25 protein-coding genes are annotated in these 22,003 nt (G+C 65.0%); 11 read left to right on the top strand and 14 right to left on the bottom strand.

The genetic code is table 11. The features are described 5' to 3' along the window. Positions 1 to 8: 8 nt before the first annotated feature. Positions 9 to 770, top strand: a complete 762-nt coding sequence (locus LZ519_RS08470) for an endonuclease/exonuclease/phosphatase family protein (protein WP_249868243.1) — start codon at positions 9 to 11, stop codon at positions 768 to 770. On the opposite strand, the gene rpoN is transcribed toward LZ519_RS08470, so the two are convergent. From rpoN to LZ519_RS08445, 5 genes are read right to left on the bottom strand one after another with little or no spacing between them, the layout of a single operon-like run. Further along, a complete protein-coding gene (rpoN, locus tag LZ519_RS08465) occupies positions 767 to 2,215 on the bottom strand; it encodes an RNA polymerase factor sigma-54 (RefSeq protein WP_249868242.1) in 1,449 nt (482 codons plus the stop codon). The two genes, LZ519_RS08470 and rpoN, sit on opposite strands and share 4 nt — an antisense overlap. An 11-nt stretch (positions 2,216 to 2,226) precedes the next feature. Then, positions 2,227 to 3,000: an LPS export ABC transporter ATP-binding protein gene (lptB, locus tag LZ519_RS08460; protein ID WP_249868241.1), complete on the bottom strand. Its 774-nt coding sequence runs from the start codon at positions 2,998 to 3,000 to the stop codon at positions 2,227 to 2,229. A 3-nt stretch (positions 3,001 to 3,003) separates the two neighbouring features. Next, positions 3,004 to 3,528 (bottom strand): LptA/OstA family protein, encoded by a 525-nt coding sequence (locus LZ519_RS08455; protein ID WP_431358112.1) that lies wholly within the window; start codon positions 3,526 to 3,528, stop codon positions 3,004 to 3,006. A 5-nt stretch (positions 3,529 to 3,533) separates the two neighbouring features. Beyond that, positions 3,534 to 4,172, bottom strand: coding sequence for an LPS export ABC transporter periplasmic protein LptC (locus tag LZ519_RS08450; protein ID WP_249868239.1), 639 nt, complete (start codon positions 4,170 to 4,172; stop codon positions 3,534 to 3,536). Positions 4,173 to 4,195: 23 nt separating this feature from the next. Next, the gene (locus LZ519_RS08445; protein ID WP_249868238.1) at positions 4,196 to 4,819 is read right to left on the bottom strand and encodes a ribonuclease D; all 624 of its coding nucleotides are present in this window, start codon (positions 4,817 to 4,819) and stop codon (positions 4,196 to 4,198) included. 220 nt (positions 4,820 to 5,039) lie between these two features. On the opposite strand from LZ519_RS08445, the gene LZ519_RS11605 reads away from it, so the two are divergent. Then, positions 5,040 to 5,777, top strand: a complete 738-nt coding sequence (locus LZ519_RS11605) for a cold-shock protein (protein ID WP_283937308.1) — start codon at positions 5,040 to 5,042, stop codon at positions 5,775 to 5,777. 76 nt (positions 5,778 to 5,853) lie between these two features. Here the strand turns inward: LZ519_RS11605 and LZ519_RS08430 are convergent, their stop codons facing one another. From LZ519_RS08430 to LZ519_RS08420, 3 genes are read right to left on the bottom strand one after another with little or no spacing between them, the layout of a single operon-like run. Next, a complete protein-coding gene (locus tag LZ519_RS08430; RefSeq protein WP_249868237.1) occupies positions 5,854 to 7,401 on the bottom strand; it encodes a S10 family peptidase in 1,548 nt (515 codons plus the stop codon). After that, a complete protein-coding gene (locus tag LZ519_RS08425) occupies positions 7,398 to 8,699 on the bottom strand; it encodes a metal-dependent hydrolase family protein (RefSeq protein WP_249868236.1) in 1,302 nt (433 codons plus the stop codon). The genes LZ519_RS08430 and LZ519_RS08425 overlap by 4 nt, the downstream gene beginning before the upstream one ends. A 52-nt stretch (positions 8,700 to 8,751) precedes the next feature. Then, complete coding sequence (locus tag LZ519_RS08420; protein WP_249868235.1) at positions 8,752 to 10,350, bottom strand: cisplatin damage response ATP-dependent DNA ligase; 1,599 nt, start codon at positions 10,348 to 10,350, stop codon at positions 8,752 to 8,754. A gap of 110 nt (positions 10,351 to 10,460) precedes the next feature. Between LZ519_RS08420 and LZ519_RS08415 the strand changes: the two genes are divergently transcribed. Then, positions 10,461 to 11,231, top strand: a complete 771-nt coding sequence (locus tag LZ519_RS08415) for a hypothetical protein (RefSeq protein WP_249868234.1) — start codon at positions 10,461 to 10,463, stop codon at positions 11,229 to 11,231. An 18-nt stretch (positions 11,232 to 11,249) separates the two neighbouring features. On the opposite strand, the gene LZ519_RS08410 is transcribed toward LZ519_RS08415, so the two are convergent. Continuing rightward, complete coding sequence (locus LZ519_RS08410) at positions 11,250 to 11,558, bottom strand: hypothetical protein (RefSeq protein WP_249868233.1); 309 nt, start codon at positions 11,556 to 11,558, stop codon at positions 11,250 to 11,252. Positions 11,559 to 11,720: 162 nt separating this feature from the next. On the opposite strand from LZ519_RS08410, the gene rpmG reads away from it, so the two are divergent. Then, positions 11,721 to 11,888: a 50S ribosomal protein L33 gene (gene rpmG / locus LZ519_RS08405; protein ID WP_249868232.1), complete on the top strand. Its 168-nt coding sequence runs from the start codon at positions 11,721 to 11,723 to the stop codon at positions 11,886 to 11,888. Here the strand turns inward: rpmG and LZ519_RS08400 are convergent. Further along, positions 11,881 to 12,276, bottom strand: a complete 396-nt coding sequence (locus LZ519_RS08400; protein ID WP_431358111.1) for a response regulator — start codon at positions 12,274 to 12,276, stop codon at positions 11,881 to 11,883. The two genes, rpmG and LZ519_RS08400, sit on opposite strands and share 8 nt — an antisense overlap. 64 nt (positions 12,277 to 12,340) lie before the next feature. On the opposite strand from LZ519_RS08400, the gene LZ519_RS08395 reads away from it, so the two are divergent. The 4 genes from LZ519_RS08395 to LZ519_RS08380 are packed head-to-tail and all read left to right on the top strand — an operon-like array spanning position 12,341 to position 14,999. Further along, positions 12,341 to 12,595: a DUF3572 family protein gene (locus LZ519_RS08395; protein WP_249868230.1), complete on the top strand. Its 255-nt coding sequence runs from the start codon at positions 12,341 to 12,343 to the stop codon at positions 12,593 to 12,595. Further along, complete coding sequence (locus LZ519_RS08390; RefSeq protein ID WP_249868229.1) at positions 12,592 to 13,338, top strand: SDR family NAD(P)-dependent oxidoreductase; 747 nt, start codon at positions 12,592 to 12,594, stop codon at positions 13,336 to 13,338. The genes LZ519_RS08395 and LZ519_RS08390 overlap by 4 nt, the downstream gene beginning before the upstream one ends. Positions 13,339 to 13,369: 31 nt before the next feature. Continuing rightward, positions 13,370 to 13,831: a RidA family protein gene (locus LZ519_RS08385; protein WP_249868228.1), complete on the top strand. Its 462-nt coding sequence runs from the start codon at positions 13,370 to 13,372 to the stop codon at positions 13,829 to 13,831. A gap of 31 nt (positions 13,832 to 13,862) precedes the next feature. Further along, positions 13,863 to 14,999: a GNAT family N-acetyltransferase gene (locus tag LZ519_RS08380; protein ID WP_249868227.1), complete on the top strand. Its 1,137-nt coding sequence runs from the start codon at positions 13,863 to 13,865 to the stop codon at positions 14,997 to 14,999. On the opposite strand, the gene LZ519_RS08375 is transcribed toward LZ519_RS08380, so the two are convergent. Beyond that, complete coding sequence (locus tag LZ519_RS08375; protein ID WP_249868226.1) at positions 14,975 to 15,901, bottom strand: isoaspartyl peptidase/L-asparaginase family protein; 927 nt, start codon at positions 15,899 to 15,901, stop codon at positions 14,975 to 14,977. The two genes, LZ519_RS08380 and LZ519_RS08375, sit on opposite strands and share 25 nt — an antisense overlap. Before the next feature lie 112 nt (positions 15,902 to 16,013). Here LZ519_RS08375 and LZ519_RS08370 point away from each other — a divergent pair, with 112 nt between their 5' ends. Genes LZ519_RS08370 through LZ519_RS08360 form a run of 3 tightly spaced genes read left to right on the top strand, consistent with a single transcriptional unit; the run spans position 16,014 to position 17,377 of the window. Beyond that, complete coding sequence (locus LZ519_RS08370) at positions 16,014 to 16,916, top strand: SPFH domain-containing protein (protein WP_431358096.1); 903 nt, start codon at positions 16,014 to 16,016, stop codon at positions 16,914 to 16,916. A gap of 7 nt (positions 16,917 to 16,923) precedes the next feature. Further along, positions 16,924 to 17,124 (top strand): type II toxin-antitoxin system antitoxin, encoded by a 201-nt coding sequence (locus tag LZ519_RS08365; RefSeq protein WP_249868225.1) that lies wholly within the window; start codon positions 16,924 to 16,926, stop codon positions 17,122 to 17,124. Position 17,125: 1 nt separating this feature from the next. Beyond that, a complete protein-coding gene (locus tag LZ519_RS08360; protein ID WP_249868224.1) occupies positions 17,126 to 17,377 on the top strand; it encodes a hypothetical protein in 252 nt (83 codons plus the stop codon). Here LZ519_RS08360 and LZ519_RS08355 read toward each other — a convergent pair. From LZ519_RS08355 to LZ519_RS08345, 3 genes are read right to left on the bottom strand one after another with little or no spacing between them, the layout of a single operon-like run. Continuing rightward, positions 17,374 to 19,212 carry a hypothetical protein gene (locus tag LZ519_RS08355; RefSeq protein ID WP_249868223.1) on the bottom strand — a complete coding sequence of 613 codons (1,839 nt, stop codon included), beginning with the start codon at positions 19,210 to 19,212 and terminating at the stop codon, positions 17,374 to 17,376. The genes LZ519_RS08360 and LZ519_RS08355 overlap by 4 nt on opposite strands. 60 nt (positions 19,213 to 19,272) lie before the next feature. Next, on the bottom strand, positions 19,273 to 19,809 hold the full coding sequence (locus LZ519_RS08350) for a hypothetical protein (RefSeq protein ID WP_249868222.1): 537 nt from the start codon (positions 19,807 to 19,809) through the stop codon (positions 19,273 to 19,275). A 12-nt stretch (positions 19,810 to 19,821) separates the two neighbouring features. Continuing rightward, positions 19,822 to 21,963, bottom strand: coding sequence for a toll/interleukin-1 receptor domain-containing protein (locus tag LZ519_RS08345; protein ID WP_249868221.1), 2,142 nt, complete (start codon positions 21,961 to 21,963; stop codon positions 19,822 to 19,824). Positions 21,964 to 22,003: the final 40 nt, after the last annotated feature.

Here is a 22,003-nt window from a genome sequence, read left to right as displayed (position 1 = left end):
GCGCAATCGTGACCGGCCGTTCAATCACCGTCGCCAGCTATAATATGCGCAAGGCGATCGGTACCGACCGGCGGCGCGATCCCCATCGCGTGCTGCAGGTGCTGAGGGAGATGCACGCCGACGTCGTCGCTCTCCAGGAGGCCGACAGGCGGTTCGGCGGACGCGCCTCGGCGGTTCCGCACGAGTTGATCGACTCCCACGGCCTCTACAAGCCGGTGCTCCTTGGAGTCCGGCACAAAAGGCCGCTCGAAAATGCCAGGCGCCACGCCGAGCGAATCTTGAAGGTCGATACCCGCAACATTGGCTGGCACGGCAACGCTCTGCTGGTGAAGCATGACGTGGGCATTCTCGGCTGCTCGGCGCTCAAGCTTCCGACGCTCGAGCCGCGCGGAGCGGTGATGGCCGAGCTTCTGTTTCCCGGAGACAGGGCGCTCCGGGTCGTCGGAATGCACCTCGACCTTTCGGGGCTGTGGCGGCGACGCCAGCTCAAGGCGATCTTCGAAGCCATCGCCGACCGGCCGCAAAAGATGCCGACCGTCATCATGGGCGACACCAACGAATGGCGGATCGCGGGCGGCTGCCTGAAGGAGCTCCCCGACGGATTCAGGATCGCCCCGACCGGTCCCAGCTTCCATTCGCGCCACCCGGTCGCGGCGCTCGACCGGATCATCGTCGACGATCTGAGGATCGACGCCGCCGGGGTGCATATGAGCCCCGCCGCTCGAACCGCGTCCGATCACCTGCCGATCTGGGCTCGCCTGACTCTTTAGGCCAGGCCGCTGATCTTCCGCTGCCGGCGGCGCTGGACCGACGACCCGATGTTCATCGACTCGCGATACTTGACCACCGTCCGCCGCGCGCAATCGAACCCGCGCTGCTTGAGCAGCGCCGCGATGGCGTCGTCGCTGAGGATCTCGTGCTCGTGCTCGATGATGTCGCGGATCGCCGTCTTCACCGCTTCCGCCGACGCGCCTTCGCCCTCGCCGTCGCTCGAAGCGACTCCGGACCGGAAGAAATATTTGAGCTCGTACAGACCGCGGTCGCACAGCAGATACTTGTTCGACGTGACCCGGCTGACGGTCGATTCGTGCATCTCGATCGCGTCCGCGACCTGGCGAAGGGTCAGCGGTTTCAGCGCTTCCGGCCCCCGCTCGAAGAAACCCTGCTGGGTCTTCACGATCTCCGAGACGACCTTGACGATGGTCCGCGCCCGCTGGTCGAGAGCTCGCACCAGCCAGTTGGCGGTGGCGAGGCATTCGCTCAGCCAGGCCTTCGACGCCTTGTCCTGAGGTCCCGCCTTGAGTTCCTGATAATAGCGGCGGTTGATGAGCAGACGTGGAAGCGCCGCCGTGTTCAGCTCGACCGAATAGCCGCCGCGGGTCCGGCGGACTAAGACGTCCGGCGTGACCTGCTCGGTCCCTTCTTCGGCGAAGCGCGTGCCCGGCTTCGGATCATAGTCGCGAAGTTCTCGAACCATGTCGGCAAGGTCTTCTTCGTCGACGCCGCAGATCCGCCTCAGGTCGTTCATCCTGCCCTTGGCCAGCAGGTCGAGATTGTCGATCAGCCGCGCCATCGCCGGATCGTACCGGTCGGCCGCCTTGGCCTGCAGCGCGAGGCATTCCGACAGGCTCCGTGCACCCACTCCGGGCGGATCCAGGTCCTGGACGATGCTCAACGCCCGCTCGGCCTCGGCCAGGCTCGCCCCCGCATCCTCGGCGATATCGGCGAGCGGCGTCGACAGATAGCCGCTGGGATCGAGCTGCTCGATGATGATCTCCGCGAGGACCGCGTCCGGCCCCGAGGCACCGTGAAGCTGGGCGAGCAGGTGCTCGGACAGCGACGTCGCCACGGCCTCGATCCGGTCGAAGTCGAACTCGTCGCCCGAGCCAGACACGGACACATCGGTGTAGCTGTCGGTCTCCAGCGCCTGGCTCTCGAAATCATAGTCGAGCGGCCGGTCGTCCTCGCCGCCGCCTCCGGGGATGAGCTCGTCGGTCAGCGACGGCGCTGCGGCCTCCTCGGCGATGTCTTCCTGCGGACCCTCGGTGTCCTCGCTCGGCCCCGCTTCCAGCAGCGGGTTTTTCGCCACTTCCTCGGCGATCGCCGCTTCCAGCTCGAGATTGCTCAGCGCCAGCAGCTTGATCGCCTGCGTCAGCTGCGGAGTCATGACCAGCTGCTGCGATTGGCGAAGTTGGATTTGCGGGCCGAGACCCACGACAGGCACTCCTACAGGGCGAAGCTTTCGCCAAGGTACAGGCGGCGAACCTCACTGTCTGCAACAAGTGCTTCCGGAGTACCCTGGAACAGCACCTGCCCATCGTAGATGATGCAGGCGCGGTCGACGATGTCGAGCGTTTCGCGGACATTGTGGTCGGTGATGAGAACGCCGATGTCGCGCTGCTTGAGTTCGCGGACCAGCTCGCGGATGTCGGAAATGGAGATGGGATCGATCCCGGCGAACGGCTCGTCGAGGAGCATGATCGACGGGTCGGCGGCAAGCGCCCGGGCGATCTCGCACCGGCGCCGTTCGCCGCCCGAAAGCGCCATCGCCGCGCTGTCGCGAAGCGCAGTGAGCCCGAATTCGCCCAGGAGCTTTTCGAGACGGTCGCTGCGGACCTGCTCGTCCGGCTCGCTCACCTCGAGCACCGACAGGATATTCTGCTCGACCGTCAGCCCTCGAAAGATCGACGTTTCCTGCGGCAGATAGCCGAGGCCGAGGATTGCTCGCCGGTACATGGGCAGGTCGGTGATGTCCTGGCCGTCGAGGAAGATCCGTCCCGCGTCGGGCTTCACCAGCCCCATCACCGAGTAAAAGCAGGTCGTCTTGCCGGCACCGTTGGGACCGAGCAGTCCCACCACTTCGCCCCGGTGAACCGCCAGCGACACGTCGTGAAGCACCGCACGGCGATCGTAAGCCTTCGCGATCGACCGCACGTCGAGACCGACGTCCGTCGTCGCCGCCTGGTCGCCGGGCCGAACCAGGACGCTCGCTTCGTTCATCGGCTAGCTGCCGCGCTTGGGGACGGTGAAGTGGCCCCTTACTCGCCCGCCGCTTTGCGCAACTCCGGCGGGGCCTCCGTCGATCACCGCGCGCCCCGAGTTGAGGTCGATCACCAGCCTCGACCCCAGGATTTGGGATTCGCCGCGGTTCAGCCGGACATTACCGACCAAAGTGATCAGCTTTCGGTCGAGATCATACACCGCGAAATCGCCACGCGCATTTTCCGACGGGCTCTTCACGACGACCCCGCCGCTCGCGTCGAGCCGCTGAATCTGGATTCCGCCCGCGCTCGCATAAGCGACAGTCAGCCGGACCGTGTCGAGGGTCAGCTCGCCCTGGGTGACGTGGACGTTTCCGGAAAAAATCGCGCGATCCGCCCGGTCCTGCACCTCGATACGATCCGCGACGACGTCGACGGGCGCGTTGGCGTCATGGCCCTTGAGGGCCGAAACCGGCTCCTGCGCCTGGGCGAGCGCCGCGACGCCGGCAAAGGCGGCGGCTGCGAATAGGACCAAGGTCGGCTTCATCCGCGTCATCTGACCGCCCCCTGCACGATTTTCAAGCGAGCGCCCTGATCCAGGGTCACCGTTCGATTGCCCAGATCGGCGGTCAAACGGCCTGCGCTGAACTCCCCGAGCTTCATCCGCCCCTGCACTCCGCCGGTCCCGGTGACGCTTCGCTGCTTCAAATCCACAGTGACGTCGCTGGTGTTGAGAAGGTAGCCGTCGGGTCCCGTGGCCCGCACCGGACCAACCACCCTCACCATCTGCTCGTCGAGATTGTAGCGGGCGAAATTGGCTGCGAGCGTCACCGGCCCCTGGGCGAGCGAAAGCCGCGCCATCATCCCATTGATGTCGACGATCGGAAGGTCGGAGCTGCGCTGTACGGCCGACCTGGCCACGATCTCGAACCGCCGCCCCTCGTTGTCGTCGCCGGTGTAGCGGGCGACGTCGACCCGCATCCGCTCGGGTGCGTTGTCGACCTTGTTCTTGTCCAGGATGAAGCTGACATCGCCGTTCTTGTCGAGCGGCGCCAGTGCAAGGAAGACGATCAGCACGCCGACGGCAGCCGGAAGCCCGATCTTGGCGATCCGAATGACCCGGTCGTGCTGACTCCCCGGGACCGCCCAGTGCTGCCTTGCCTCACGCCCCCGATCGGCGGCCTCAGACATGGCGAATTCCAGGGCGAGTAGCCTCACCCATCATGGGCGAAAATGTCCTGCTCGGCCCAGCCGGCGATATCGAGAAGCGCCCGGTAAGGGATGAAATCGAAGCAGCCTTGCGCCAGGGCCGTGCGATTCTCCCGCTCCAGCCGCTCATCGAGCTTTTCCTTGAGCGCGTGGAGGTAGCGGACGTCGCTCGCCGCATATTCGCGCTGGGCATCGCTGATCTCGGCTGCTCCCCAGTCGCTGCACTGCTGCTGCTTGGAGAGGTCGTGGCCGAGCACTTCCTTGACCAGGTCCTTGAGGCCGTGGCGGTCCGTGTAGGTGCGAATCAGTCGCGAGGCGGTGCGCGTGCAGTAAAGCGGCGCGGCCATGATCCCGAGATATTTGCTCATGATCGCGACGTCGAAACGGGCGAAATGATAGAGCTTCAGCCGCTGCGGGTCGGATAGCAGCGCCTTCAGCCGGGGCGCGGAATAGTCGCTTCCGACCGAGAACCGGACAAGATGCTCGTCCCCCTTCCCGTCGGAGAGCTGAACGAGGCACAGGCGGTCGCGTCCCGGGACGAGCCCCATCGCCTCCGTGTCGACCGCAATCGGGCCGTCCGCGAATCGGACGTCCTCGCCCAGGTCTTCCTCGTGGAAATGGATGCTCATGCGTAATCCTTGTCCGCAGTCGTTTGGGGTGCAGTACAGAAAGACTGCCCCTTTGTGCGATCCCTTAGCAGCCGGGGACCAATCGAATCACTAGAGGCGGCAGATTTTTTCATGTAAGGCTGTGGACGGTGTGTGGAAAAAACACGCCGAGAACCGGTTGCGCGGTTGATGCCCAGCGCGGTGGTTGTAGTCGATTGGGGCACAAGGATAATTGACGGGCATGGGTTTCGACAGAGGGCGTAGAGGCGACCGCGGCGGTCGCGGTAGAGACAAGCGCGACGGGTTCTTCGAGGAAAGCTTCAGCGACCGCGGCGGATTCGAGGAGCGCGGGGGCTTTGGGAATAATCGCGGCAGCGGGTTCGGCGATCGCGGCGGCTTCGGCGGGGGCGACCGGCCAGGCGGGGGCTTCGCGGGCGGACCTAGCGGCGGTGGAGGCGGCGGTTTCCGCGGCCCCGGCGGCGGCGGAATGCCTCCGCAGGTCGTCGGCGAAGGGAAGGGCGTCGTGAAGTTCTTCAATCCGCAAAAGGGTTTCGGCTTCATCGTCCGCGAGGACGGCGGCGAGGACGTGTTCGTTCACATTTCGGCGGTCGAGCAGGCGGGACTTACCGACCTCGCCGACGGGCAGCCGCTCGAGTTCACCTTGGTGGACCGTGGCGGCCGTGTCTCCGCGACCAACCTTCGAATCGAAGGCGAGCCGATCGCGGTCGAGCGAGCCGAGCGTTCGCCGCAGCGCCAGCTGACCGGCGAGAAGGCTCAGGGCACGGTCAAGTTCTTCAACGCGATGAAAGGCTTCGGTTTCATCCAGCGCGATGACGGCCAGCCCGACGCGTTCGTTCATATTTCGGCCGTTGAGCGGGCCGGCCTCAGCACATTGAACGAGGGCGATCGCCTGTCGTTCGAGCTCGAGGTCGACCGGCGAGGCAAGCACGCGGCCGTGAATCTCCAGCCTATCGGTTGATCCCACCCACCGCACCGATAGGTAAGAAGCGCCCGTCCGGCCAAAAGCCGGGCGGGCGTTTTCTCGTCAGCCAGGATTACATCGCGCTGTCGTAGAAGGCGGCGAGGTCGGCCTTCAGCTGCCGCGCCGAGGCCGGGTCCGTGTACATCATGTGACCCGCCGGATAGTAAGCGTAGCGGATGTTCGACTGAAGCTGCGGCTCGAGCGCCAGGTGCTGGAACTCATAGTCCGCACCGCCGAACGGCGTCGCCAGGTCGTAATAGCCGTTCACCGACAGGATCTTCATCCGCGGGTTCTGCCGCATCGCGCTCGCCAGATCGACGCTGGTGTCGGCGATCTGCTGCCGGTCGCCCGGCGCCTTGTGGGTAAAGTCCCAGCTGTTCTCCCCGCCATAGACCGCGCCGTAATTGTTCGGGCGGTAGGTGAGCGGAGTCTTGTAGCCAAGGTCACGGAACAGATAGTCGTTGAGCGCCCCGACGAAAGCGCCGGTGATCGCGCTTCCCTGCGGGTCGTAATCGGTACCTTCGCCGACATTGTCGGATTCGGTGCCGACGTAGCGGGAATCGATACGGCCGATGATCTGGTGCCGATCGCGAAGAAGCTCGCGCCGGAACCGGTCAGGCTGCACGCGCAGGTTGGAGCGCAGGATATAGTCCGCTGACAGGCCGGTCAGCTGCGCCATCTGCTGGGCGATCGCCTGCCGTTCGGAATCGCTCGCCATGTTCCCCTTCTGCAGTGCCAGCGCGTAGGGACCGCTGGCGAATTCGCGCGCCTGGCTGAGGAACTGCTCCAGCGGCGGCTTGCCGGGAATCTTGTCGTGGTACCACGCATCGGCGGCGTAGGTCGGAAGGAAGTTGACCAGCGACTGGTCGCCCTGGAAGTCGGCGAAGTTGAAGACTGTCGAAACGAACGCGATCCCGTTGAGCTGGACTCCGGCGTCGAGAAGCGAATTCGACAGGCCGGCGGCGCGCGTCGTGCCGTAGCTTTCGCCGATGATGAACTTGGGGTCGTTCCAGCGTTGGTACTTGGTGAGGTAACGCTGAATGGTGCGAGTGAAGGCGTCGAGGTCCTTGTCGACGCCGAAAAAGTCCTTCGGCTCCGCCTTGGCGACTTCCCGCGACAGGCCGGTCGTCGGAGCGTCGATGAATACCAGGTCGCTCACATCGAGCAGCGTGTCCGGGTTCGGGCCGTAGCGGAACGGCGGGCCGGGAACGGTTTCCGGGTTCGAGGCGTCGACCTTGATCGGCCCGACCGAGCCCATGTGCAGCCACATGGTCGAGGAGCCTGGGCCGCCGTTGAACAGGAAGGTGACCGGCCGCCGCTGCCCGCGCGCGGAGGGCATCGTATAGGCCGTGTAGAACATGCTGGCGGTTGGCTCGCCCTTGTCGTTACGGATCGTCAGGTGGCCGGGCGTGACGGTGTAGGAAAGCGAGCGGCCGTGGAACGGGATCGACCGGCGGACCGGCTGCGCGTCTTCCTCGACGCTGGCCTTGACCTGATCCGGGTTCGGCTTGGCGGAATCCTTCGCTTCCTTCGACGGAGCGTCTCCGGCAGGCGTGTCCTGCGCGATAACCGGGACGCTGCTTAGCGCCAAGGCGATGGCGAGTGCGGATGTGCGGATCATTGAGCGCCTTTCATCGGAATTTCCCGGCCCTGGGCCATGACATAATCGACGTGCTGGACCGCCGCCGGATCGACCAACGGGTCTCCCTCGACTGCAATCAGGTCGGCGGATTTTCCAGGCTCGATCGTGCCGGTCTCCGCGGACAGGCCCATCAACGCCGGGCCGCCCTTGGTCGCGGCGATCAAGGCGTCGCGCGGGGTCATCCCACCCTTGGTCACCATCAGCTCGAGCTCCTTGTTCGCATCCTTGTGCGGAGCGACCGCCGAATCCGTGCCGAGTGCGATCTTGACGCCATTGCGATAGGCGAGGTTCAGCCCCTTGCCCCAGACGGCGAAGGTCTGGGCGGCCTTGGCTTCGGAAGCGGGCGCGAGCTTGCCGGTGCCGAGCAGGCCTTTGACGCCGCTGAAAGCCATCAGAGTCGCAACATAATAAGTGCCGCGCGCCTTCATGTCCTTGACGCCCTGATCGTCGACGAACGTGCCGTGCTCGATCGAATCGACGCCGGCGCGGACCGCGGCGTCAATTCCGCCGGCGCCATGCGCATGGGCGGCGACCTTGAGGCCCAGGAAGTGGGCGGTGTCGCAGATCGCCTTCATCTCCTCGTCGGTGAAATGCTGCTCGAGCCCACGGCTGCCGGGGTCGAGCACCCCGCCGGTCGCCATGATCTTGATCACGTCGACTCCTGCGGCCGCCAGTTCGTGGACAACCTTGCGGCATTCGTCGGCGCCGGTGCAGACCGAGGAATTGAGATGCGCTTCGTTGACTGCGGCCGCGAGTTCGGGCGGGAGGCCCGTGGCAGCGTCGGCATGCCCGCCGATCATCGACAGCGGAGCACCTGAAACCTTGATCCGCGGCCCTGCGAAGCGCCCTTCGGAGACCGCGTCGCGGACCGCAATTACGGCGCTCGTCGGACCGCCGAGGTCGCGAACGGTGGTGAATCCGCCGCGCGCCATCTCCAGGGCATGGGTCAGGCCGAGAGTCGTAGCGTAAGGATCCGAATATTTCTCGGTGAAGCCCATGTACCAGGGCGTTCCGGCGGTCTGGGTCAGGTGGACGTGGACGTCGGTCATCCCGGGCATCACCGTCCGGTTGCGCTGGTCGACGACGGTCGCACCCTCGGGCGCGACGAAGCCGCTCTCGATCCGGGCGATTCGCCCGTTCTCGACGATGACGGTGGACGCCCCGCGCTCGGGCTGGGCGGCGTCGACGATCAGGCGGCCCGCCTGGATCGCATAGGTCTGTGCGGTGGCGGCGGCGCTCGCCAGCAGCGCCGCGACTGCAACGACTGTATTCAGCATGTTCGGAAAACTCCCCTTCCGGCGCGCGACCGTAGCGTCACCGAAACGGGTTTCAAGTCACCATGGACTTGAGAGTCGCCACCCGGTCGGCCTCCGCCGCCGGTTTGTCGATCCGTATCCGGCTGATCCGGGGGAAACGCATGGCGAGGCCCGACTTGTGGCGGGTGCTCGAGTGGATCGAGTCGAAGGCGACTTCGAGGACAAGCTTCTTTTCGACCTCGCGAACCGGCCTGAACCGCTCGACGGTGTGGTTGCGGACCCAGCGATCGAGCCATTTGAGCTCTTCGTCGGTGAAGCCGAAATAGGCTTTCCCGACGGGAAGCAATTGGCCGTCCTCCGCCCAGCAGCCGAACGTGTAGTCGGAATAATAGCTCGACCGCTTTCCAGACCCGCGCTGCGCGTACATGAGCACGCAGTCTGCGATCAGCGGATCGCGCTTCCATTTGTACCAGAGGCCGGCTCGGCGGCCCGGGACGTAGGCGCTGTCGCGGCGCTTGAGCATCACGCCCTCGATGGCAGCATCACGGGCGCCGGCGCGGATATCCGAAAGCTCGGCGAAATCGCTCGCATCGATCAGCTGCGACAGGTCGAACCGGTCCGGATGGAGCTTCGGGACGAAAACTTCGAGGCGCTTCCGCCGAGCCGTCCACGGCAGGCCGCGGACGTCCTCGGGACCATCGAACAATATGTCGTAGAGCCGGACGAAGGCGGGATATTGCGATTGCATCTTGGCGCTGACGACCTTGCGCCCGAGCCTTTGCTGCAGTGCGTTGAAGCTGGCCGCAGCCCCGCCGTGAAGGTCGGCGCTCCCCTGGTCGGAGCCGCGGACCAGAAGCTCGCCGTCCAACACGCCTTCGGCTTCGAAGGCAACGGCGATTTCGGGGAAGCTTCCCGACACATCGTCGCCGGTCCGGCTGTAGAGGCGCGTCTGGCCAGCGGTCCGGACAAGCTGGACGCGGATCCCGTCCCATTTCCACTCGGCCGCATAATCGTCGAGCGAGACCTCGGTCTCCTCGAGCGGGTGGGCGAGCATGAACGGCCGGAACACCGGCACGTCGCGAGCGGTCGGCTGCGGGCCGCGCCCCTCCGCCCAGGCGAACAATTCCTCGTAGGGCGGGGAGAGGCCGTGCCACACCTCCTCGACCGCATCGACGTCGATCTGGAAGGCGTCCGCCAGCGCCTGTTTCGCAAGCCGAGCCGAGATCCCGATTCTCAGATTGCCCGTGGCGAGCTTCAGAAGCGCGAACCGGCCGGATGCGTCGAGATGGTCGAGCATCTCCGCCAGCACCCTCGGCCCGTTCAGCCGCCCGGCATCGACCAGCCGCTGTACCGCCTCGGTGATGGAAAGGGTGCCGTCGTCGAGTTCCGGCTCGCCGCCGGGAGTCGGCCAGAGAAGCGACACCGTCTCGGCCATGTCGCCCACATAATCACGGCTCATGTAGAGGAGCACGGGGTCGAGGCGTTCCTCCGCGATCGCCCGGATCGCGGCACCCTTCACCGCGGGGATGCTCAGCGACCCGGTCAGAGCGGCGAGCGCGATTCCCCGGTCGGGGTCCGGCGTCGTCTTGAGATAGTCTCCGATCAGCCGAAGCTTGGTGTTGCGGGAGCGCGTGTACACCAGGTCATCAAGCAGTTGGGAAAAAGCGCGCATCGCCCGTGACAATGCACAACGAGCACCGCCGTGCCGAATCAGGCGGGTGGGCTAGGCGCTAGTGAAGGGGTAAGCAGTGCCCGTGGGGCTAGCGGGGAGTGGCCGAATTGGTGATCCGTCGCATTCGGCATCATGTCGAAACCCACAATTGGTTCGCCGTCTTCATCGACCTCCTCATCGTCGGCGTCGGCGTCTTTCTCGGGACGCAGGCCAACAACTGGAACGAAGAGCGGATCAGGCGCTCCGAAGCTGCCGATTACCGGCAAGAGATCGTTTCAGATCTGAAGGCGAACGAGATCGACCTCGTATGGCGGAAAGCCTATTACGAGGCCGTAAGAAAACATGCGATCGCGGCCTTGGCGGTCGTCGAATTGCCCAGCCGCGGGGAGGGGGAAGCCTTCCTTATTGATGCCTACCAGGCGAGCCAGGTGTGGGCGCGCCCCCTCACTCGGACGGCCTATGACGAAATGATCGGCGCAGGGCTGAGCCGCAACATGGGCGATCAGGCAACGCGGTCGCGGCTCACCGCCTATTATACGCAAATCAAACAGTTCGACATCACGGCGATTGGAGTGACGTCCTATCGCGATCGCTTGCGGCGAGCCTTGCCCTACGCAATCCAGGCCGACATCATGAAGCGGTGCGGCGATCGGGTGACGACCCTAAGCAACGGTGTCCAGATTTCCGCATTGCCCGAACGGTGTGCGTTAGGGTTGAACGCGGCCCAGATCAGTTCTGCCGTCGCGCGGCTCAAGGCCGCGGACCTCCACGAAGACCTGACCCGCCAGATTGCTGACCTCGACCAGAAGGTGGCCGGATATGAACGCTTCCTGGGACTGGCGACGAACCTGAGGCTGCGCCTGCAATCCGCCGCCGCCTGATTGCCGCGCTTTTTCGTCTCAGTGCAGGCGAAGAGCGAGCGCCGCCATGATCGACGTGCGATCGGCGCTTGAATGGCTCTCCAGCGCTTCGTCGAGATGCTCGAGGCAGCTGCGCGTTGCGACCCGGTGACCCGGAAGAAGCGCAAGCTGAGCCGAACGATGCATCAGAGCTTCCAGCGCGTCGAGGCCGTTGGCTGCGGCGATCTGGCGGATCGCGTCCATTCGTGCGTGGATATCGAGAGGCGAGAGGCGCGCCGCGCGGCTGCTGAACTCGGCGAGGCGTTCGCCGATCTGGTCCCGAACTGGCCCGAGCTTGTCCCCAGCCATTGTCCTGTCTCCCGTTGAAGCAATAGTCGCTCCAAAGGGTTAACCGCCCGTCAACAGGGCCGCTCGGCTTGACAAAATTGGCCTCCCCAGCCATGTGCCGCCCGCGTGAAGCGACACCTTGAGCGTGTCGCTTTTATCTTTTGCAAAATTGGGACCTGTCCGATGGCCAAGCCGGCAACCGTCAAGATCAAGCTCGTCAGCAGCGCCGATACCGGCTTCTTCTACGTGACGAAGAAGAATCCGCGGACGAAGACGGAGAAGCTGAGCTTCCGCAAGTACGATCCGGTCGCTCGCAAGCACGTCGAGTTCAAGGAAGCCAAGATCAAGTAGCTTCCGGAGCCGCGGCCCTCGCGTCGTGGTCCTGAGTGCCCAGAAGCTCGTTCACCTGGGCAACGAACTTCGCCACCGAAATCGGCTTCGATACATAAGCCTGCGCGCCCGCTGCGCGGATCTGGTCCTCGTCCGCTGCGGCCGCATAAGCGGTCACCGCCATGATCGGCACGTCCTTCAGCCCCTTGTCGTCCCGAATCAGCCGGATGAGGTCGAGTCCCGTCACGTGCGGAAGCTGGATATCCGTGATCACCAGGTCTGGCCCGAACTCCTTCGCCTGGTCGAGAGCGAAGCGGCCGTCGGTCACCGCCCGCGGCTCGTGGCCGTGCGCCGCGAGGAGATCGCAGAACAGTTTGACGTTCAGCGCATTGTCCTCAACGATCAGGATCTTGGCCAATCGACTTCCTCACCTTCCGGTGCGCCGAGTCTAGGCGATGGTTAAGGCCACGCCAATGGACGCCCAAGCGCTCGGGCTGTTCGCCCTCGCCACTGCTGTTTCCGACGAACGGCGGGCGATGCGGTTCCTTGACCTGACCGGAATCGGGACGGATGAGCTTCGCGCACGAGCCGCAGAGCCGGCGCTTCTCGCGGCGCTGATCCGCTTCCTGGAAGCCCACGAGCCGGACCTGGTCGCGGTGTCGGAAGCGATGAACGTGAAGCCGGAGGCATTAGTCGCGGCGAGGCGCGAGCTGGAGGAAGAGGAATGACGAAGACGATCCTGATCACTGGGGCGACCGCGGGAATCGGCGAGGCGACCGCTCGCCGGTTCGCCGCTGCGGGCTGGAAGGTGATCGGAACCGGGCGAAGGGCCGAGCGGCTGAAGGCGATCGCGGATGAGCTTGGCGATGCCTTCCTTCCGCTGGAGATCGACATGCTCGACCTGGAGGCGGTGCAGAGCCTCGCGAGCCTCTCCGGCGAGTGGGGCGATATCGACCTGCTTTTGAACAATGCCGGCTTCGCTCCGCCCACCGATCCGCTCCCGGACACGGACATGGGGCTGCTGGAGAGCGTGATCGCGACCAACGTGACCGGCGTTGTCGCACTGACTCGGGCGGTCCTTCCCAAGCTGGTCGAGCGCAAGGGCGCGATCATCAACCTGTCGTCGGTTGCCGCAACCTACCCCTACAAGGGCGGAGCGGTGTACGGCGGCACCAAGGCGTTCGTCAGCCAGTTCTCGCTCGACCTCCGCTCCGACCTGGCTGGGACCGGCGTGCGGGTTACATCGATCGAGCCCGGGATGGTGGAGACGGAGTTCACGATCGTGCGCACCGGCGGCGACAAGGCGGCTTCGGATGCGCTCTACGCGAACATGGACCCGATGACCGCGGGAGACATCGCCGAGACCATATGGTGGGTCGCCAACCTGCCGCCGCACGTGAACATCAATGTGGTCGAGCTGATGCCGACCAGCCAGAGCTTCGCCGGCTTCGCAGTCAGCCGCAAAGCTTGATTCGCAAGGCGCAAGCTAGCAGGAGCGCGCAATGAGCATCGAAGAACGTCTCGCCGAACTCGGCATCACCCTTCCCGAACCCGCTTCCCCTGTGGCTGCCTATGTCCCGACCGTGGAAGCCGGCGGGCTTCTTCACATTTCCGGCCAGATCAGCTTCGCCGAGGACGGCAATTTGATCACAGGCCGGCTCGGCGAAAACATGAACCTTGAGCGGGGAACGGCTGCGGCCAGGCGCTGCGGGATCATGCTCCTGGCGCAGATGCAGGCGGCGCTGGGCTCGCTCGATCGGGTCGAGCGGGTCGTGAAGCTCGGCGTCTTCGTCAACAGCGACCCTTCGTTCACCGACCAGCCCAAGGTGGCCAACGGCGCCTCCGAGCTGATGCAGGAAGTGTTCGGCGAGGCCGGGCGGCACGCGCGAAGCGCAGTCGGAGTCGCCGCTCTTCCGCTCGGGGTGGCGGTTGAAGTCGACGCCATCGTGGCGGTGAAGCCCTAGTTCATCGAGCTCGGCCTACCCATAAGGGGGCATGGCCGACCGCGAATCGGAAGTCCTGGCCCGGATTGCTCCAGGCGTAAGCGCAATTGGCGCGGCTGAGTGGGATTCGCTCGCCAGCGACCATCCCTTCGTCAGCCATGCTTTCCTGTCGGCGCTGGAGGATTCCGGCAGCGTCGGCCCCGGCACCGGCTGGACGCCTGTTCCGATCCTGGTCGAGGAGGAAGGACGGCTCGCCGCCGCCGCACCAGCCTATCTGAAGAGCCACAGCCAGGGCGAATATGTGTTCGACCATGGATGGGCTGACGCCTGGGAGCGGGCCGGCGGGGCTTATTATCCCAAGCTCCAGGTGGCGGTGCCCTTCACGCCGGTGCCGGGCCCGCGGCTGCTCGGCTCGCGGCCCCAGCAGCTCCTCGCCGCGCTGGAAGCTGTCGCAGTCCAGAACGACCTGTCCTCGGCGCACGTCACTTTTGCCAATGCAGCAGACTCAGCGGAAGCCGAGCGGCGCGGCTGGCTGATCCGCCATGGGATCCAATATCATTGGTTCAACCGCGGCTATCGCGACTTCGACGATTTCCTCGACACGCTCACCAGCCGAAAGCGCAAGGCGATCCGCAAGGAAAGGGCGGCCGCTCGCGAGGGGCTGGAATTCCGGGCCTTGACCGGTGCCGAGATCGGCACGCCGCAGTGGGACGCGTTCTGGCGATTCTACCAGGACACGGGGTCACGCAAATGGGGCAGGCCTTACCTGACGCGCGAGTTCTTCGATCGGCTAGGCCAGACGATGGGCGACAGGCTGCTGCTGTTCCTCGCCTATCGCGGAGGACTTCCGATCGCGGGCGCGCTCAACGTGATCGGCCCGAGCGCCCTTTACGGCCGCTATTGGGGCGCGATCGAAGAAGTTCGCTTCCTCCACTTCGAGCTGAGCTATTACCAGGCGATCGAATGGGCGATCGCTCATGGTCTTTCGACGGTCGAGGCGGGCGCGCAGGGCGAGCACAAGATCGCCCGCGGCTATGAGCCGGTGATCACCAGATCCGCCCATTTCATCGTCAATCCAGGATTCCGGCGGGCTGTGGGCGATTTCGTGCGGCAGGAAAGCGAAGCCGTCGTCGCCGAAGCGCAATGGCTGGCGCGCGACTTGCCCTACCGCTCCTCGTCTTCCGAATAGAGCGCGACCCTGCGGCCCGTGGAATCGGCCTTCGCCCGGTACATTCCCGGCGTGGTGAAGCCCCATTCCGCTTCGCCGGTGGGAGCGACGGCAATCAACCCGCCGCTCCCGCCCAGTGAACGGACGTCCGCGAGGGTGTCGTCGACAGCTCGCTTCAACGATTGTCCCGTCTTCATGCGCTCCGCCACCTGGTAAGCGGCGAGCGCGCGCATGAAATATTCTCCCGCACCGGTGGCGGAAACGGCTGCGGACCGATCGTCGGCATAGGTGCCGGCTCCGATGATCGGCGAGTCGCCGATGCGTCCCCAGCGCTTGCCGGTCAGCCCGCCCGTCGAGGTGGCGGCGGCGACATGGCCGTGAATGTCGAGAGCGACCGCTCCGACCGTGCCGTATTTGAGGTCGGCGTCGAAATGATCGCCCTCGGCGGCCATCATCTCGTCCAGCTGGCGGCGCCGCTCGGGGATTGCGAACCAGCTGTTGTCGACCTGCTCCAGCCCCTGCTCGCGCGAGAATTGGTCGGCGCCGAGGCCGCGGAGGAGGACGTGCGGGGAGTGCTCCTTCACCGCCCGCGCCAGGCTGACCGGGTGGCGAGTCTCGGTAGCGCCGGTCACTGCGCCCGCCGACCGGTCGCGGCCGTCCATGATGGCGGCGTCGAGCTCGTTGCGGCCCTCGAAGGTGAAGACCGCGCCCCGGCCGGCATTGAAATGGGGGTCATCCTCAAGCTCGCTGACCGCTGCTTCGACTGCGTCGATCGCGCTTCCGCCGGTCGAAAGGATCGCCTCTGCGGTCGCGAGCGAATGGTCGAGCGCGGCGCGAATCGCGGAGTCCTGCTCGGGGGTCATCCGGGACTTTTCGATGATCCCCGCGCCGCCATGGATAACGATTGTCCAGCCGTCCTTCATTGCGCCCCTTTGGACAGGCGAAAGCCCGAATGGAAGGGCGCGCTTGCGATTCCGATTGACTCCGCCGCCGCCATAACGATATTAAAGTGATATCAAATAAAGGGAGGCATTCGTGGCCAAAGACAAAGTGATCGCATTGACTGCGACCGGGGAGCGAGCGGCATCGACGTTGAGCGGTTACCCGATGCTCTTCGTCGCACTACTTGGCGTGCTGATGGACGGATATGGCGTGGCTCGGCTGCCGGCTGGCGACTCGGTCATTGAGAGCGTCGCCCTGATCATCGTCGGCACCATCCTCTTCGTCCTGGTGATCCCCGGCTTTTACATGCTCCAGCCGAACCAGGCCGTGGCCATAACCCTGTTCGGCGATTATCGCGGGACGGACCGCGTTACCGGGCTTCGGTGGACGTGGCCGTGGATGGGCAAGAAGAAGGTGTCCGTCCGCGCGAACAACTTCATCTCGGACCGGATCAAGGTCAACGACCTTCGCGGCAATCCGATCGAGATGGCTGCACAGATCATGTGGCGGGTGGTGGACAGTGCCCAGGCCCTGTTCGACGTCGACGACTACAAGCAGTTCGTCCGGGTTCAGGTCGAAGCGGCCATCCGCACCATCGGTTCGCGCTACCCCTATGACGATTTCGAGCATCTCGAAATCACCTTGCGGGGGAACCATGACGAGGTCGGGGCGGAACTCCGCACAGAGCTCCAGGCGCGGCTCGCGGTCGCCGGAATCACGATCGACGAATGCGGGTTCACCCATCTCGCCTATGCAACCGAAATCGCCGGCGCCATGCTTCGCCGGCAGCAGGCGCAGGCGGTCGTTGCCGCCCGGAAGACTCTTGTCGAGGGCGCGGTAGGAATGGTTGAAATGGCGCTGGAGCAACTATCGGCGAAGAATGTCGTCGAGCTCGACGACGAACGCCGAGCGGCCATGGTGTCCAACCTGATGGTTGTGCTCTGCGGCGAACGCGACACGCAGCCCGTCGTCAACACCGGCACGCTGTACCAGTAGCAAGAGCGTGACGGGTGAGCGCAAAGCCTACCCCTTGCGGGTCGATCCGGCGCTGTGGGCGACCGTCGAGCGCTGCGCCGCGGCCGACCTCAGGAGCGTCAATGCGCAGGTCGAGGTACTTCTGCGCGAGGCGCTCGCAGCGCGCGGCGTCAGGCTGAAGGCGCCGGAACCCCGCAAGCGCGGGCGGCCTGCGAAGAAGGAGGGTTGAGGTGGACGACGGCCCCGAATGGTTCGCCCCCAAGCGCTTCGGCTACGGAACCGGCTTGCCCATCGCGTGGCAGGGATGGGCGGTGCTCGCTGCTTACCTCGCGCTTGTTATCGGCTCCGGAGCCCTGCTGTCCAAATGGCCGCTGGCGGTGTTCGGCGTCGCGGTGCCGGCGACCGTAGCGTTCCTCGTCGTCGCCATGAAGACGACCCGCGGCGGCTGGCGCTGGCGCTGGGACAAGACTCCGCGCGACTAGCCGACCGACAGGTCGCGCTGCTGGTTGATCAGCCGCCACTCGTCGAGATGCTCGAGCATCACTCTCGCTGCCTGCTCGACCAGGTCCGCCGCCCTCGTCAACGGCACGCCGCGCTGCAGCTGCGCGTCGATCACTCGGAGCGCGTTCGCGGCTGACTGGGAGCGGACTGCATCGCCACCGAAATCGCCCTGGAAGCGTATTCCGAAAATCGCGGTTCCGAGGGCGGGGAAGCCGGCCGACACCAGCGTGAACCAGTTGCCGTAGTTGGTCACCCAGGAGGCGTTCAGCGTCATCCCGACCAGCGTCGCCACCGAGACGACAAGGGTCGCAATGAACAGCATGAACCCGATCACTCCCAAGCGGTGGTCGAGCTCGTTGATCTGCACCGAGCTTCGATGGTGATAGGCGACCTGCGGCGCGATCTCGTACTCGCCGATGACCCGCGCAAGCCGCTCGGCACGCTGCCCGTCGAGCGATCCGGCGACGCATCCCATCGCCCTCCATATCCCGCTCGCGTACCAGTCGAGCCAGCGGCGAGGAACGGGATTGGTCGGAGTTCCTGGGGCATCGGGAGCGGCGATCCCGAGCAGCTTCAGGCTGCGCATCGGCCGGAGGCGCTCGGCAAGCTGGCGGTAATCGAGCCAGCGGCGGTGCCATTCGTTGCGCGTGCCGATGTGGGCGTTGAGAATGATGCCGATGGTTATGAACAGCTCGGCGGCCGCGAACTCGAACTTCAAATGCGGCGCCATGAATGCGCTCAGTCCGAGGCAAACCGCAACGCCGCCAAGCACGAAGTTGAAGATGTGCCCGCTCCGGTAGGTCTGGGCGAAGTGGGTCGCCAGCCCGTCGGCCCAGCTGTACGATTCTTCAAGGACGTCAATCGGCGCCGCGATCTGGTTGGCGTCCGCGCAAAGCTCGCGATAGCGCCGCCATTCGTCGCGGGTCTGGTTGACGCAATGCGTGTTGGTGAAGTCCTTGCGGCCGAAACGCCCGACGCCCGCGGCCGCGAGCAGAAGCGGATATTCGATGCGCGCCCTGATGCGCGAAAGGCGCTCCGTCTTGAACCGCTGTGCGAACCTTCGGTCCTCGGCATCCGGTGGCGGCAGCAGCAGCGCGCTCATCAAAGAATCAATATGGGACCGCTCGAGCGGGCGCTCGGCGGTCGAGTCATCGGCGAGCGTCAGGACGGTCGGGTCGAAAGCCGCCCACACAAGGCGCGGCGGCACGGCGGGATCGACTGGAATGTGGGCGATCGCCGTGCCTCGAGTGATCGCGATCTGGACAACCTCGCCCGTACCTCCACGCCCGCGGGGCGGGAGCCCGTCCCAAACCGCAACGATGATGTCGCAATGGGCGACGGTTCCGCGGCCCGCCATCACGAAGGCCTTCAACTCGTCGTCCGGCTCGCCGGGCAATTCGAGCACGCAGGTCGCTCGGCACATCAACTCGTCGAACCGTTTCAGGCCGGAATTGTGGAGAGTCGTCCGATAGGTCTCGCGGTCGAACGGAAGGATCGCCTGCAGCTCGTAGCCGAGCTCGAGTGCGATCTCGGCGGCGATCTGGTCGGCTCCGTCGGCGAGCGGCGAGACGAACAGCAGGCGGGGCGGCACATCCGAGAAGAAGGCTCGCTCCGCCTCGTAGAGGGCGAGCGCAGCAGCCTTCAGCTCGACGAGGGCCGCGCCGATCCGATCGACGATGGTCTGCACCGCGCTTTCCGGAAGCGCCTCGATCCGGTGACCGGTGATCCCGACGCTGAGCACGAACGGGAGCAGCGGCGGGTGGACAGCCAGCACATTCGCTTGCTCGCATTCGAGAGTGGGTACCGCGACGTTCACCTGAATGGGCTTAGCGCAAACGTGAACGTCGCGGCTGCCGATAACATGCGTGCGTGACACTCATCGCGTGAGGGTGAAACTGCGCATGCCGTTCTGATCGTCGCCGCCGGGATCGAGCTGCAGGTACGGCTTTTCGCCGTTCAGTCCGACATTCAGCGTGTAGCGGAACAGGCCTATTGGGTTGCCGTCTTCCTTCTTGTCGTTGTTGTTGTTGACGACCAAAGTCAGTCCGTCCGGCAACACTCGCTTCGGCGAGAGAACCTCGTTTTTCCCCCATCTCTCGTCAGGGCAGGTCGTGCCGATCTTCGACCATACCGCTTCATCTGCGTGTTTCGGAAAAGTGTACCCTTTATGGGTCTCGTCGTGGAGGTGGAAAAGAATATCGAACCCGGGCCGGCACTTGTTTTGAAAAACCACGTATGTCTCGCCCGGCTTGACCTCTTTGATCGGCAAGGGGCATTCGATGCGGAACTTGGGCGGGTTGGATTGATCATCTTCCAGGTAGACGTCCATCTGGATCTGCCAGGGCTTGTCCTGAACGCCCAAGTTCGCGAAGCATGCGTCGAATTCTGCCTCTTCGGTATATCCGTTTTTCATGCAGCCCTCCTCCTAACTAGTGCTTCTATAGCCCATTGCGCGCAGCTTCTCCGAAAGCGGACGCGCTTCATCGTTGCGATTCAGCCGACGGAGCAGCTGCTCGCGTTCGTAGGTTTCCCACGGTTGTTCGGTCACGCCGGCAGGCAGAAGACCAAGCCCCGCGCTCCAAGCCCCCGCTGCTCGTGCCGAATCGCCACCGCGGTGGAAAACATCGCCGAGTAACCGGTAGGCTGATGCGGCAACGTAGGGGTCGCTCGGCGGCTCGCCCGTGCCCAGCCGCGCAACCTCCACGGCTGTGCCAGCCAACTGCCTCGCTTCGGCCGGCGAACCGGACGACATCGCAATTCGCGCGCGGGCCGCAAGGCACGTCGTCTGCAGCTTGCGCCACTTGTCCTCATTGGGATCGCGCCCGCGTAGTGCTGCCGTCGCGGCGCATCCCGCATTCAATGCTCCAGCCGCATCGCCCGCACGACCCGCGGCCAGCAGCGTCTTTGCGAGTTCAAGCCTGGCTGCGGCCGCGTAGCGTTTCCAAAGCCTGTTCTGGGGCTCAACTGCGACCAGCCGGTCGGCAGTAGCAATGCCGAGCTGGAACTGCTGGACCGCCTCATCGCTTTCGCCGCGCGACGCCAGCAATATTCCAAGGCCGACATGAGCCGGGATGAGCTTTTCGCGCAATCGCACGTCGCCCGAGCCGTCGGCGATGAATTGGTTTAGCAACGCAATCTGCTGCCGGCGGGCCGCGATCCCTCCTTGCAAGTCGCCCGCGGCGCCCTTCGACTGGCCGACCCAGCCGATCAGGTTGGCCAGCTCGCGCTGGTACGTCGAATTGTTCGAATCGATCGTCACGGCACTTTGGACGGGACGGATGCCCGCGTCGAACTGCCGGGCGGCCTCCTGGTATCGGCGTTCGTCGTAAAGCGCGATCCCGAGGTCTTCGTTGGCGTAAGCTACCTCCATGCGCCACTTCAGGTTGTCCGGTTCGATCGCGACCATCCTGTCGGCAAGCTGCTTGTATTCGCGATATGCGAGCTCCGCTGGTCGATAGTGACCGCGCAGGCGCTCGATGTCGCCGAGATAGAAGACGTTCTGTGCATGCTCGTACAGGCGATTCGGATCGTCTGGCGAGCGACGAAGCGCTTCGGCGGTCCCAGCCAGCGCCTGCCGATAGAAGGCGCTCGCCTCGTTCGTGTGTCCCCGGGCGTAAGCGACCTGGGCCATTAGCCCGAGAGCGCGCGAGCGCTGCATGAGGCCCGAATCCGACAGTTCGGAGGTATCCTGCTGTCTATAGTAGGCCAGCACCCTTGAGCCGACACCGTCGAGCGCATCGAGTTTTCCGATCGGCTCGAGCTTGTCCTTGAGGTCGCCGAGCATGAAGCTGACCAGGCCCTCGGCCTCGCGGCGCTGGTCGCGGGCGGCGTCGCGCGCCTGGACGGCGACGACCGCCAGAGCGATCGCGACGAGCATTCCGATCAGCGCTCCGGCCGCGATGGTCGCCAGGCGCCGCTGCCTTCGCAGGTTCTCGCGCTGAACGAGATCGTCCAGCCCGATGCCAAGCACTCCCGCGACGACTCTGAGCACTCCAACGCGCCGCCCGCCCTTGCCCTCGCGAAGGTCGGCGGCGAGCGGTTCGGTCTTCTGCCCGGTCGGCTTTCCGCGGCGGTTGTACTTGGCGACCAGCGCCGGCGGGAAGCATTCCTCCTCCTCGCGTCCCGGAATGTCGCTGGCCAGCGGCTCGCCGGCGATGACGGCGGCGATGATGCAACCGTCGGGGTGAAGCCGCTTGAAGGTGTCGATCTCCGCGTTCGTCCATTTCGACTTGGCTGCCGCAGGGGAGCACAGGACGATCAGACAGCGCGACGCTGAAAGCGCGGCCCGTATCTCCTCGGAAAGGTCGCGACTTGCGCCGAGCTCGTGCTGGTCGCGGAAGATCGGGGTCAGCCGCTTCGGGATCACTCCGTTCGCGGTCAGCTTGCCGGTGAGGCTGGAGGGCACCCGGAAGCTTTCAAGCTCGTCGTGGAGCCAGTCTGCTTCGGCCGAATCCTGATGGCTGTAGCTGAGGAACGCGAAATAATGGTGGGTGAGGGGCGAGGGTCCGCCTGCGGCGGTTCCGGCCGCTGTACCATTCCACTCGAAACGCCGCGTCCACTTGTTCATGGCCGCCCCCGCGGATGCTGTTCATTCCTTTAGCATCTTT

The sequence above is a fragment of the Sphingomonas anseongensis genome (genome assembly GCF_023516495.1).
GTDB lineage: Bacteria > Pseudomonadota > Alphaproteobacteria > Sphingomonadales > Sphingomonadaceae > Sphingomicrobium > Sphingomicrobium anseongensis.
Note: the sequence above shows the minus strand (reverse complement) of the source record. Positions and strands in the feature narration are given on the sequence as shown.